Origin of the sequence: Promicromonospora sp. NPDC023987 (genome assembly GCF_040639055.1) — a bacterium.
Taxonomy (GTDB): Bacteria; Actinomycetota; Actinomycetes; order Actinomycetales; family Cellulomonadaceae; genus Promicromonospora.
Genome location: NZ_JBEZZF010000016.1, coordinates 74,274 through 86,603, shown reverse-complemented (window position 1 = coordinate 86,603; position 12,330 = coordinate 74,274). Strand labels below are relative to the sequence as shown.

10 protein-coding genes are annotated in these 12,330 nt (G+C 71.9%); 2 read left to right on the top strand and 8 right to left on the bottom strand.

Going from position 1 to position 12,330, the window contains the following annotated elements; genetic code table 11:
• Together AB0F40_RS10345 and AB0F40_RS10340 are read right to left on the bottom strand one after the other, a co-directional pair.
• Positions 1 to 558: Lrp/AsnC family transcriptional regulator (locus AB0F40_RS10345; protein ID WP_357466353.1), on the bottom strand; the 558-nt coding region annotated here is incomplete at its 3' end.
• Entirely contained in the window at positions 555 to 2,450 is a 1,896-nt protein-coding gene (locus AB0F40_RS10340) for an ABC-F family ATP-binding cassette domain-containing protein (RefSeq protein WP_357466351.1), read from the bottom strand. The genes AB0F40_RS10345 and AB0F40_RS10340, both read right to left, overlap by 4 nt.
• 185 nt (positions 2,451 to 2,635) lie before the next feature.
• Here AB0F40_RS10340 and AB0F40_RS10335 point away from each other — a divergent pair, with 185 nt between their 5' ends.
• The gene (locus AB0F40_RS10335; RefSeq protein ID WP_357466349.1) at positions 2,636 to 3,625 is read left to right on the top strand and encodes an acetylxylan esterase; all 990 of its coding nucleotides are present in this window, start codon (positions 2,636 to 2,638) and stop codon (positions 3,623 to 3,625) included.
• A gap of 86 nt (positions 3,626 to 3,711) precedes the next feature.
• Complete coding sequence (locus AB0F40_RS10330; RefSeq protein ID WP_357466347.1) at positions 3,712 to 4,521, top strand: acetylxylan esterase; 810 nt, start codon at positions 3,712 to 3,714, stop codon at positions 4,519 to 4,521.
• A 66-nt stretch (positions 4,522 to 4,587) separates the two neighbouring features.
• Here the strand turns inward: AB0F40_RS10330 and AB0F40_RS10325 are convergent, their stop codons facing one another.
• The 6 genes from AB0F40_RS10325 to AB0F40_RS10300 all read right to left on the bottom strand — a co-directional run bounded on the left by AB0F40_RS10325 (position 4,588) and on the right by AB0F40_RS10300 (position 12,328).
• Positions 4,588 to 5,541, bottom strand: coding sequence for a 4-(cytidine 5'-diphospho)-2-C-methyl-D-erythritol kinase (locus AB0F40_RS10325; protein WP_357466345.1), 954 nt, complete (start codon positions 5,539 to 5,541; stop codon positions 4,588 to 4,590).
• Positions 5,538 to 6,449, bottom strand: coding sequence for a 16S rRNA (adenine(1518)-N(6)/adenine(1519)-N(6))-dimethyltransferase RsmA (rsmA, locus tag AB0F40_RS10320; protein ID WP_357466343.1), 912 nt, complete (start codon positions 6,447 to 6,449; stop codon positions 5,538 to 5,540). The genes AB0F40_RS10325 and rsmA overlap by 4 nt, the downstream gene beginning before the upstream one ends.
• Positions 6,450 to 6,599: 150 nt before the next feature.
• Positions 6,600 to 7,865: a ubiquitin-like domain-containing protein gene (locus tag AB0F40_RS10315; RefSeq protein WP_357466341.1), complete on the bottom strand. Its 1,266-nt coding sequence runs from the start codon at positions 7,863 to 7,865 to the stop codon at positions 6,600 to 6,602.
• 440 nt (positions 7,866 to 8,305) lie between these two features.
• Positions 8,306 to 9,847, bottom strand: coding sequence for a transglycosylase family protein (locus AB0F40_RS10310; RefSeq protein ID WP_357466339.1), 1,542 nt, complete (start codon positions 9,845 to 9,847; stop codon positions 8,306 to 8,308).
• 213 nt (positions 9,848 to 10,060) lie between these two features.
• A complete protein-coding gene (locus tag AB0F40_RS10305) occupies positions 10,061 to 11,230 on the bottom strand; it encodes a ubiquitin-like domain-containing protein (protein ID WP_357466337.1) in 1,170 nt (389 codons plus the stop codon).
• Positions 11,231 to 11,323: 93 nt separating this feature from the next.
• The gene (locus AB0F40_RS10300; protein ID WP_357466335.1) at positions 11,324 to 12,328 is read right to left on the bottom strand and encodes a TatD family hydrolase; all 1,005 of its coding nucleotides are present in this window, start codon (positions 12,326 to 12,328) and stop codon (positions 11,324 to 11,326) included.
• Positions 12,329 to 12,330 lie beyond the last annotated feature (2 nt).

The following is a 12,330-nucleotide window of genomic DNA, read 5'->3' as shown; positions in this document are numbered from 1 at the left end:
GTCGGTCAGACCCCACGCCGTCACGCAGAACAGGTCCTCCGCATGCGCACGGAACACGTCGAACGCGTCCTTGAAGTAGTAGCCCTGGTCGATCACCGGCTCGGTCATCTGGCCCTCGAAGTAGGTCTGGAGCACCACTGTCGTGCGTGTCGAGACCTTCGCCGTGCGACGGATCCGGCCAAGCAGCTCCTCGAGCGCACGCGGGGACGCCACCCGTGCGGTGAGCAGGTAGTTCGCGTTGCCCGCCACCGAGTAGCAGGACTCGATGCCCGGCATGCCCCGCAGCCGTTCGGGCGCGTCGTCCTCCTGCGCCTGGTCCAACGGCGTGATCTCGATGAACGCGGCGAGCGGCAGCCCTACCGCCTCCGCGTTCACCACAGCCCGGTAGCCCGTGATGACGCCGCGGGCCTCGAGCTTGCGCACCCGCACCTGTACCGCGGACAGCGACAGGCCCGAGATCTCGGACAGGACCGCGAGCGTCGTGCGCCCGTCCTTGCGCAGTGCGTCGACGAGGGCTCGGTCCACCCCGTCGAGCGGTGTCTGATCGTTGTCGGTCATCCCGCCACCTCCGCCGCTTCCAACCAGGCCGCCTCGAGCTCGTCGCGCTCGCTCGCCAGGTCGCGGAGCTCCGCGTCCAGCCGGGCGACAGCCTGATAGTCCGTTGCCTGCTGTGCGATGGTCTCGTGCAGCTCGGCCTCTTTCTGGGCAATCTTCGCAAGGCGGCGCTCAATTCGGGAGGCCTCCTTCTTCGCGGCGCGAATGTCCCGCTGCGAGAGCGCCTCGTCGCCGCCCGACGCCGTCGCGGCAGCCCCCGACGTCGCGCCGCCACCGGCCGGACCGCCAACCGCCGAGCCCGCGCGCGCCGGACCGCCGCCGGAACCGGTGCCCGCCCCGGCCGGAGTGCCGGAGGCCGAGGCCCCTGCGGCCTTGGCCGCCGCCCGGAGCCGCAGGTACTCCTCGACCCCACCGGGCAGGTCGCGGATGGTCCCGTCGCCGAGCAGCGCGACCTGCCGGTCCGCCACCCGCTCCAGCAGGTACCGGTCGTGCGAGACGACGATCAGCGTGCCCAGCCAGCCGTCCAGCAGGTCCTCGACGGCGGCGAGCGTGTCGGTGTCGAGGTCGTTGGTGGGCTCGTCGAGCAGCAGCACGTTGGGCTCGGCCACCAGCAGGCGCAACAGCTGGAGCCGACGTCGCTCGCCGCCGGACAGGTCGCGCACCGGCGTGTAGGCGCGCTCCCGCGTGAAGCCGAGCTTCTCCGTGAGCTGCGACGCCGTGAGCTCCTTGCCGTCGACGACCACCCGGCCCTTCTCCTGCTCGACCACCTCGACCGCAGTGAGGCCCCCGAGCTCGTCCAGCTCGGTGACGTCCTGCGAGAGCTCCCGGACGTGGATGGTCTTGCCCCGCTTGACCCGCCCGGAGTCGGGCGAGCGGCGGCCGGAGAGTAGCGCGAGCAGCGTCGTCTTGCCCGCGCCGTTGACGCCGACGACGCCGTACCGGTCGCCGGGGCCGAGGCGCCAGGTCACGTCGTCGAACAGCACCTTGCCGGGGACCGTGACGCTGACGGACTCCAGGTCCAGCACGTCCTTGCCCAGCCGCCGCGTCGCCATGCGGGTCAGCTCCATCGAGTCCCGCGGCGGCGGCTCGTCGTCGATCAGCGCGGACGCGGCGTCGAGCCGGAACTTCGGCTTGGACGTCCGCGCGGGCGCACCGCGGCGCAGCCACGCGAGCTCCTTGCGCAGCAGGTTGTCGCGCTTCTCCGCTGCTGTCGCCGCCTGCCGGGCTCGCTCGGCGCGCGCCAGGATGTAGGCCGCGTAGCCGCCTTCGTACCCGTCGATGGCGCCGGTGTCGTCGCCGCGCACCTCCCACATGCGCGTGCAGACCTCGTCGAGGAACCAGCGGTCGTGCGTCACGACCACGAGGGCGCCGGTCGCGCCCGGACGCCCGTACCGCTCCCGCAGGTGGGTGGCGAGCCAGGCCACGCCCTCGACGTCGAGGTGGTTGGTGGGCTCGTCCAGCAGGAGCACGTCCGGGTCCTGCACCAGCAGGGCCGCGAGCGCCACGCGGCGGCGCTGGCCGCCGGAGAGCTTCACGACCGGGAAGTCCCAGCCGATGTCGGCGAGCAGGCCTTCCTGCACCTGGCGGACCCGGGCGTCGGAGGCCCAGACGTGCGTCTCCGCGTCGCCGTGCACGATGTCGAGCACCGTGGCGTCCTCGGCCAGCTCGTCGCGCTGGTCGAGCATGCCGAGGGTGGAGCCACCCACCCGGGTGACCCGGCCGGCGTCGGGCTGCGAGGTGCCCGCGAGGATGCGCAGCAGGGTGGACTTGCCCGCGCCGTTGGGCCCGACGACGCCGACGCGGTCGTTGTCGTCGAGGCCGAGGGAGACGCCGGACAGGAGGGTGCGAGTACCGATGGTCAGCGCGATGCCGTCCGCACCGAGGAGATGTGCCACCCAAGAAGCGTAGTTCGCCGCGGGCCCCGGGTCGGACACGGGTCGGCCGACCGGCGGGCGGGGCGTGCGCCGAACGGCCTCTGTTCGATGTCGGAGGCCGCGGTTACGCTGTCCACCGTCGACGGCGACCCCGCCCCGGAGGGCCCGCCGTCGAGCCGGTTTCGACTACGCCGAGGAGCACCCACGTGGCCCAGTTCGACATGCCGCTGTCCGATCTCGAGAGGTACGCCCCCGAGATCGACGAGCCCGGCGACTTCGACGAGTTCTGGTCGGCGACCCTGGCGGAGGCACGCACGTTCGACCGGGCGCCCACGGTGGAGCGCATCGACATCGGGCTCACGGAGGTCGTGGTCGACGACGTGACGTTCCCCGGCTTCGGCGGCCACCCGATCAAGGCCTGGCTCACCCGCCCCGCGCACGCCGACGGCGACCTGCCCGTCGTGGTCGAGTACGAGGGCTACGGTGGCGGGCGCGGGCTCCCCCACGAGAAGATCCACTGGGCGGCGGCCGGCTACGCGCACCTCCGGATGGACACCCGCGGGCAGGCGTCGGGCCATGGCACCGGTGGGGCGACGCCGGACCCGGTGGGGTCAGGTCCCGCGTCGCCGGGGTACATGACCCGCGGCGTCCTGGACCCGCACGACCACTACTACCGCCGTGTGTTCACGGACGCCGTCCGTGCCGTGGACGCGGTGCGCGGCGTCCCGGGGCTGGATCCGGAGCGCGTCGCCGTGGCCGGCGGCAGCCAGGGTGGCGGCATCAGCCTCGCGGTGGCGGGCCTGGTGCCCGACGTCGTGGCCGCGATGCCCGACGTGCCGTTCCTGAGCCACTACCGCCGGGCGGTGTCCATCACCGACACCCTCCCGTACGGCGAGATCACGAAGTACCTCTCGGTGCACCGCGACCCGGCGGTCGAGGCGCAGGTCTGGCGCACCTTCTCGTACCTGGACGGGGTGTCGTTCGCGCGGCGGGCCCGTGCGGCCGGCCTGTTCTCGGTGGCCCTCATGGACACCATCTGCCCACCGTCGACCGTGTACGCGGTGTTCAACAACTGGGCTCCGGAGCACGCGGAACCGGTGGTGAAGGAGATCGACGTCTATCCGTACAACAACCACGAGGGTGGCGGCGACTACCGGTTCCCGCGCAAGCTCGCGTGGCTGGGCAAGATCATCTGACGGTCGCACGTCGGCCCGAACCGGAAAATTGCCTGTCGCGTCCGGGCGGTAGGCTCCCTGCGCACGCCCATCCCCGGAGGTCTCCCGTGCCTGAGTACGACCTACCGCTCGTCACGGTGACGCCGGCACTGCCGCCTGCCACTGACGAGCCCGCGAACTTCGACCTGTTCTGGGCGCAGAACCTCGCCGCGCACCGCGACATCGAGGTGGCGCCCGTGCTGACCGCTGCCTCTGCCCGCTCCCGGGATCTCACTGCCGAGACCGTGACGTTCGCCGGGTTCGAGGGGCGCCCTGTGCCGGGTCGGCTCATCACCCCGTCGCGGGCCGACGCCACGCTGCCGGGCCTGGTCGAGCTGCGGCCTGCCGGCCGGGCCGCTGGCCGTGACCTCGAGTGGCTCGCGTCGGACGGGTTCGCGCACCTGGTGGTCGAGCTGCCCCCGGACGACCTCGACGACCCGTACAACCGTGGCGTCTTCACCGACGCCGTCCGGGCGGTGCAGGCCCTGCGGACCCTCGCGAGCGTGGACCCGTCGCGGACGGCATTGCTCGGCAGCGGTCCGGTGGCGGCGGCCGTCGTCGCGGCGGCCGGGCTGCTGCCCGATCTCGCGTGCGCCCTGGTCGAGGGCGACATCCCCGCCGCGCACAAGGACTCCCTGGTCGCGTTCGCCCGCCGGGCGAGCACCCCGCTGCAGCTCACCCAGGGTGCCGGCGCGCAGGTGCTGCTGGAGGAGTGGGGCTTCAACGCGGCGCTGGCGCTGGCCGCCATGACCGGCTCCGTCGAGCGGGTGGTCGAGTGCGTCCTGACCACGGAGAGCAGCACGGCGGCGCGGCGCACCCGGTGGATCGCGGCCCGCACGCAGCTGAAGGACGTCTTCGTCCCCCAGATCGCCTACTGAGGCGTCCGTCGGTCGAGCTCGTCGAGACCGTTCCTGGTCCCGACAAGCCTGACCAGCGGAGATCGCCTAGCGGGAGATCGAGGTGACGAGCTGGGCGCCCGGGGCCGGGCCCGTCGCGCACCAGACCGCGTCGACGACGTCGGCCGCCGTCCATGCCGCACCCAGCGCCAGCGCATGCTGGCGCGAGCGCCCGAGCGCGGCGACGGTGGGGCCGGACCCGGAGACCACCACGCCCAGCGCCCCCGAGTCGGTGGCGACCTCCAGCACGGCCGCGAGCTCCGGCCGCAGGTCCAGCGCCGGTGCCTCCAGGTCGTTGTGCAGCGCCTTGCCGAGCGCCACCGCGTCCCCGGCGCGCAGCGCGTGCATGAGCTCGGTGTCGTCGGCGGCGGGGGCGACGTCGGGCGTCGACGGACCGGCGAGCTCGTCGAACCGCTGGAACACGCTGGGTGTCGACAAGCCCTTGCCCTGCGTGCCGAAGCACCAGTGGAACTCGCCGCGCGTCATCGCCGGCGTCAGGAGGTCGCCCCGTCCCGTACCGACGGCGGTGTGCCCCAGCAGCGAGAACGGCACGTCCGCCCCGAGCTCCGCGGCCAGCTCGACCAGCTCCTGCCGGGGCAGCCCGGCATCCCAGAGCGTGTCGCACGCCAGGAGCGCGGCAGCGGCGTCGGCGGACCCGCCGGCCATGCCTCCGGCGACCGGCACGCCCTTGGTCAGGTGCAGCCCGACGTCGGCAGGCAGCCCCGTACGTTCGGCGAGGAGCGCGGCGGCCCGCCAGGCGAGATTGGTCTCGTCGGTCGGGACGGCGTCGGCCTGCGGGCCGGAGACCGTCAGCGAGATTCCGGATCCTGGCGGGGTGTGCGTGGCCGTCACCTCCTCGAAGAGGGACACGGCCTGGAAGATCGTCGCCAGGGGATGGTAGCCGTCGGTCCCGACGGGCCCGACGCGCAGCGCGAGATTGACCTTTCCCGGCGCGCGGACACGGACCGACGGCGGCGGAGCCGCGCTGAGGTGCGCGATCACGCGACGCCCTCTCCGTTGTCCGACGCACGGGTCACCGGAGCGACCTGTGCCCCTGACACGTCGGGGAGCTGTTCCGCTATGCGCGCGAACTGCTCGACCACCAGCGTCTCCCCGCGTGCGCTCGGGTCGACGCCCGCGGCGCGGAGCGCCGTCTCGGCCGCGGCACCCGAGCCGAACAGCCCGGCCAGTGCGGCACGCAGCGTCTTGCGACGCTGCGCGAACGCGGTGTCCACGACGGCGAAGACCCGCTCCCGCGGTGCGGTGGTCGACGGCGGCTCCCTGCGCTCCAGGTACACGAGCGCGGAGTCGACGTTCGGAGCGGGCCAGAAGACGTTGCGGCCGATCGTCCCCACCCGCCGGGCCGACGCGTACCAGGCGGCCTTCACCGAGGGGATCCCGTAGATCTTCGAGCCGGGCACGGCAGCGATCCGGTCGGCCACCTCGGCCTGGACCATCACGAGCACACGTTCCAGCGAGTCGAACCGCTGCAGCATGGTGAGCAGCACCGGGACGGCCACGTTGTACGGGAGGTTCGCGACGAGCGCCGTCGGCGGAGCCCCCGGCAGGGTGGTGACGTCCATCGCGTCGGAGAGCACCACCTCGAAGTCGGCACCCGGGAACCGGTCCTGCACCGTGCCGGTGATCTGACCCGCGAGGAGCGGGTCGATCTCGATCGCCACCACGGAGGCACCGGCCTCCACGAGGCCGAGGGTCAGCGAGCCCAGCCCAGGCCCGACCTCGACGACCCGTTCACCCGGCTTCAGCGCCGCGATGCGCACGATCTTGCGGACCGTGCCGCCGTCGTGCAGGAAGTTCTGGCCAAGCGTCTTGGTGGGCCGAACGCCCAAACGCCCTGCCAGGTCGCGGATCTCCGCGGGACCGAGCAGGGCGTTTGAGGTTTCGTTCATGCAGGGGAGCCTATCTGGAGCGTTCGTGCGGAGCGCACTCGGAGGTGGGACGCAGCGAAGCAAGTTCCGCCGGAGAGTGCGCGCAGCACGAGAGCGACCTTGAGTCAGGCGTTCGTGCGGAGCGCACTCGGAGGTGGGACGCAGCGAAGCTCAGTACCAACCCACCGACTCCGAGTGGCCCCACGCACCGCACGGCGTGCCGTAGCGGTCCGCGATGTAGCCGAGACCCCACTCGATCTGGGTGGCGGGGTTGGTGGCCCAGTCAGAGCCCGCAGAGCCCATCTTGGAGCCCGGCAGCGCCTGCGGGATGCCGTAGGCACCCGACGACGGGTTGGCCGCCTGGTGGTTCCAGCCGGACTCGCGCTCCCACAGGGACTCGAGGCAGGTCCACTCCTGGCCGGTCCAGCCGCGCGCGGCGGCCATCTCCTGGCCGATCTCCTTGACGGAGCCCGACGGCGCCGGGGTGCTGGGCTCGGCCTTCTTCTCGACCGGGGCCTTCTTCTCGACCGGGCGCTCCCTGGTGCCCTCGACGACCACGCGGTCGACCGGCTTCTTGGTGACCTTGTTGGAGAGCTCCTTGCGGAGCACGACCTCGCCGTCGACCGTGCGTACGAGGACGACGCGGGTGCGCTCACCCTTCTCGCCCTCGGTCCGGACCAGGTCCGACTCGTCCACGTAGCGGTCGTCGTCCTGCACGGTCTTCGTGTCGAATTCCAGGCCGGCCTTCTTGGTGACCTTCTTGCTCTCGACGCGCTGCACCTGGACGGCGACGTCGGCACCGGACTCCTTGGCCGACTTCGCGGCCTTGGTGTCGATCGCCTTGTCCTCGGCCAGGTCGGTGACGGGGACGATGCTCACGAGGTCGTTCTTGTCGACCTCGACCTCGACGTCCTCCAGCACGCTGTCGATGCTCGCGGCGTGGTCCTCGACCACGCGGGTCGAACCGTCCGCCACGACCGCGACAGGGCCGTCGTCGTTCAGGCGGAGCGGGAGCGAGACGCGGTCGCCGGAGCGGGACGCCACCAGGGCGACGTCACCGCCGCGCTCAGCGAGGGTCTTCAGCGCCTCGCCCGCGTCGGTGACGGTGACCCAGACGTCGCGCTCCGCGTCGCCGTTGGTCATGGTGACCTGGCGGGCGTAGCGGACGACGATCTGGTCGCCGTCGGCAAGCTTGGCGTCACCTCCTGGTGCCACGAGATCGCGGTCGCCCACGCGGACGCCCTGCGACTCGAGCACACCCTCGACGGAACCGGCGTAGGTGGTGATGGTCTTGGATGTGCCGTCGACGTCGAGCGTGACGGTCTTGTGCGCCTCGGCGAAGGCCACCGATCCGGACGCGCCGACCGCGACGGCCGCGAGGCCGGCGACGAGCGGCCAGCGACGGCGACGCCTGGCGGGGACGTCCTGAGGTGTCACGGCCTCGGACTCTGAGTTGATGCTGGGGATGGAGCCAGAACTCTGCTGCTCAAAACGGGGGTTCACTCGTGTCCAGTCGTCGGACGTCCCGGGCACGGGCGGCGAGGCGGGCATCCCGTTTGGGGCGGGATTCCCTACCACGATTCGGCCGAATAGGGCCTGGCGACTCTTGCGAGCCGTCGCGGTCTCGACCGGCCGATCCGGCGGTCTCGCACTACCCGCGACGTGCCGCGGCCAGTGCCGCCCTGCCACCGTTGAGGTGCTTGTGGCTTACACCACATCGCACCCCCGCGCCAGCGAGGACAACCGAACGTAACTGATTTGTTACCGCTCGGCCAAGTATCTCGGGGAGTTGTCTTTGTGGTCTCGGTCACTCGTCCAGGACAAGCGTCCAAGTCTGCGGGGGACCCGTGTCGGGCCGGTAGCGGGCCGGCGACGGATCAGCGGAGGCCGAGCGCCGACGAGCATGCGGGCCACTGGCCCCAGCCGGACTGCTGCTGGAGCGCCCGGGCCCGCATGGTCTGCTCGGCGGCGGAAGCCTCGGACGGGAGGCCGGAACCACCCATCGCCTCCCAGGTGGGCTGCGAGAACTGGTAGAGGCCGTAGTACCCGTTGCCGGTGTCGGCACCGGGGTCGCCGCCCGACTCGCACTCTGCGAGGTCCGCCCAGACACCACCCGCCGAGGCCGACATGGTCCTCGCCTCCGGTTCCCGCTTCGGTTCGGCGGCCGTCTTGCCCCCTTCGGACCTGGACCTCGAGTCGGACTTCGAGTCCGGCTCAGGCTCCGCCTTGGCGTCCGGCTCCGACGTGGACTTCGGCTCGGGTTCCGGCTCGGGTGCCGGCCGCGCCTTGCTCCCGTACATGATCACCTTGTCGACGGGCGCCCGCGCGACCCAGCTGTTCAGCTTCTCCCGGTCCACGACCTTGCCGTCGATCTTGGTCACGTCCCACGAGGTGACGCGCTTGCCGACGGCGCCGTCGGTCGCCAGGTACGGCCCGAGGTCCTCGTAGTGGTCCGGGTCCGTCGCCGTGACCGTCTCGAACGGCAGATCGCTCGCGGTCTCCTCGATCGAGCTCTGCACCTCCTGGACGACGACGGTGAGCGCCGGCCCGTCCGGGCCGTCCGCCTGGCCACGTTCGACGAACACCCTGTCGTCCCGGTCGACCGACACGCCCGCCTCGGCGAGCAGCTCGGGGAGCTTCGCGTCGCCGTCAGCCACACGCTGCGTCTCTCCGCCGGCCACCAGGTCCACCGGGCCGTCCGCGTCGAGCCGCATGGGGAGTGTCACGCTCCCCTTGGCCCGGGCCGGGATCAGGACCACGTCGCCGGCGTCCCGGGAGAGCTTGGCCAGGGCCTCGTCGGCGTCGAGCGCCGTGACCCAGGCGGTCCTCCGCTCGCCGTCGGCCCGTAGCGTGACCTTGTGGCCGTATCGGACCACCACCGTGCCGCCCTCGCGCAGTGCACCGTCGAGGCCGGGTGTCACGGCGTCCCGGCCGGCGACCTCGACGCCCTCGTCGGCCAGGAGGCCTACGACGTCGCCCTGGAAGGTCTCGACGGTGGTGACCTTGCCGTCCACGTCGAGCGTGACGGTCTTGTGCGCCGCACCGTAGGCCGCGACACCACCCGTGCCCGCGACCGCGACCACCGCGAAGCTCGCGAGCAGCGCCGCCCGGCGGCGGCGCCTGGGCGGCTCCGGCTCGGGCGGAGGGGGCGGGGGTGGGGGTGGCGGTGCCGTCAGGACGCCGCCGTCGCCGACCGGCACGACCGGCATCGGTCCGGAGGGATGGCCGGGCGGAAGGCTGGCCATCACATCGGACAGCGCGCCGGCCTCTGTGCCTGCCGCGGCGAACATCGCCGCGGGGAAGACCTCGTCCGCCGGAGGTGGCGGACCGAAGAACTCGGTGATGCCGACGTCGCCGTCGACCTCAGGGTTGATGAGTGAATCACTGGGGCTGCCCTGAGCCGGATGCGGAAAGGTCACGCGGGTCCAGTCCTCGAGCGATCCGGGCACGGGAGCCGGGGCGGCACGACTCGCACGTGCCTCCCGCGCGGGGCGCGGGCCCGACCGGCCGATCCGGCGGTCCCTGAGACCGTAACCCCGCCGTTATCAAACGCAAGCGCTATTCAGCGATACGCCCGGCAAGAAGCCCGGATAACAGCGCAATATCCTAAATGTCTACGGGTGAAAGGCTGTTCAGTACCAGCCTTGCTCGACCGAGTGCGCCCACGCGCCGCACGGCGTTCCGTAGCGCCCGGAGATGTACCCGAGGCCCCACTCGATCTGGGTGGCCGGGTTGGTCAGCCAGTCGCTGCCGACAGTGGCCATCTTGGAACCGGGGTTCGCCTGCGCGATGCCGTACGCGCTGCTGGACGGGTTGTCGGCGTTCCAGCGCCAGCCGCTCTCCTTCGCCCAGAGCTGGTCCAGGCAGGAGAACTCGTCGGCGCCCCAGCCCCGCTCCGCGGCCATGGCCTGCCCGAGGGCTCGCGCGGAACCAGGGTCCGCGGGCGCGGTCGCGACGTCCATGGTCCCCACGACGACGACCTCGTCGACGGGTTTCCGGACGACCTTGCGCTCCACCTCGGTGCGCTCGACGACGGCGCCACCGACCGTCTTGAGCGCGTAGGTCACCTCGACCTCGCCGGGTACACCCGCCGTGCGGATGGACTCGTAACCCTCGGGGAGGCTCGCGTCCTCGACCGTCTCGGTCTTGAACGGCAGCACCTCGCTCACCGTGCGCGACGACGACGCGTCGCGGCTGACCATGATGACCATCCCGTCGACGGCCGCCGCGTCGAGCGGCACGGAGGTGACGTCGCGCTTCGCCAGGGAGATGCCCGCCTCCTTGAACACGCCGCGCACCGTCGACCGGGTGGTGTGGAACTCGAGCACCGAGCCGTCCACTGCGATGCTGACCTGCTTGACCGTGGAGAACCGGACCGGGTCGCGGTCCAGCCGCGCGTTGCGGGAGGCCGTCGCGAGCGCGCCGTCGCCGCGCGGCCCGAGGGCAGCGAGCAGCTCACCGACCGTGCCGGCGGTGGTGCGGAGCGTGATGATCTGGCCGTCGAGCTCGACCGTGACCTCGCGGCTGGTGCGGACCACCACGGTCTCGGCGGACCCGACGTCGGAGCCCGCGGCAGGCTGCACGACGTCGTCCGGCCCCGTCTCGATGTCCTGCGACGAGAGGGCCTCGGCGACGGTGCCGCCGTAGACGCCGACGGTGCGGACGTCGCCGTTGTAGTCGATCGTCAGGGTGTTCGCGTTGGCGATGTGCAACCCGCCCACACCTGCGAGCGTGCCGACGACGACACCACGGACCACCCATCGGGCCGCTCGGCTCGCGAGCCACGGCCGTGCGTACCTCACCACGAGCACCAGACCGTAACGGAACGAACGGTGCGGGAAAAGCCATTCGGACAAGAAATGAAATGCCGCATTCTTCGCGTCAACGGACTGTTCTCACCAGCCGCCGTAGACCCGCTCCGAGTTCGCGGCGATGTCGGCACACAGCGTCTCGAGGTCTTCTTCGAGGTGAGCCGCCATGGCGCGGACCGTATGGGCCGCGGCGAACGGGGCGTTCGGCTGCCCACGGAACGGGTGCGGGGTGAGATAGGGAGCATCGGTCTCCAGCAGGATCAGCTCCCGCGGGGCAACGGTCAGAGCCGCGCGGAGGTCGTCGTTGGCCTTGAACGTGACCGGCCCGGCGAACGATAGGTACCAGCCGTTCTCGGCGCAGACACGCGCCAGCTCGGCGTCACCGCTGAAGCAGTGGAAGACCGTGCGCTCGGGCGCGCCGTCTTCCAGCAGCACCTCGACGACCTGAGCGTGTGCGTCCCGGTCGTGGATCTGCAGGGCCAGGCCGAGCTCCTTGGCCAGGGCGATGTGCGTGCGAAAGCTCTCCCGCTGGGCCCGCTCGCCGCGCGGGCCCGTGCGGAACAGGTCCATCCCCGTCTCGCCGATCGCGCGGATGCGGTCGTTCCCCTTCGCGAGGTCCGCGATCTCGGCGATCGCGTCGGCGAGCCCCACTCCATGGTGCTCTTCGAACTCGGGCGTGAGCCCGTCCGGCCCCACCTCGCTGATCCCGGCGTGCAGCACGGCTTCGTTGGGATGAACGGCAAGAGCCCCCACCACCCCCGCCCCTCGTTGAGTGCTGGGTATTTGCGCTGTTCCAGGTGCCGAAGGCCGCAAATATCCCGCACTCAACGAGGTGAGGAGGGTGGCGGTCCAGCGGGCCGACGGGAGGTCACAGCCCACCTGCACGACCCGGTCCACGCCCGCGCGCGCCGCACGGGTCAGGTGGTCGGTGACGGACGGCGGCCAGGACCGGCCCGCGGGCTCGCCGTCCGGCGGCTCGTCAGGGAGCACCGGGGCGATGTGGTCGAGGTGGGTGTGGTTGTCCACGACCGGGACGGGCAGCGGCTCCGGTTCGGCCGGGAAGCCGCGTTCGCGCGTGCGCTTTCCCATCG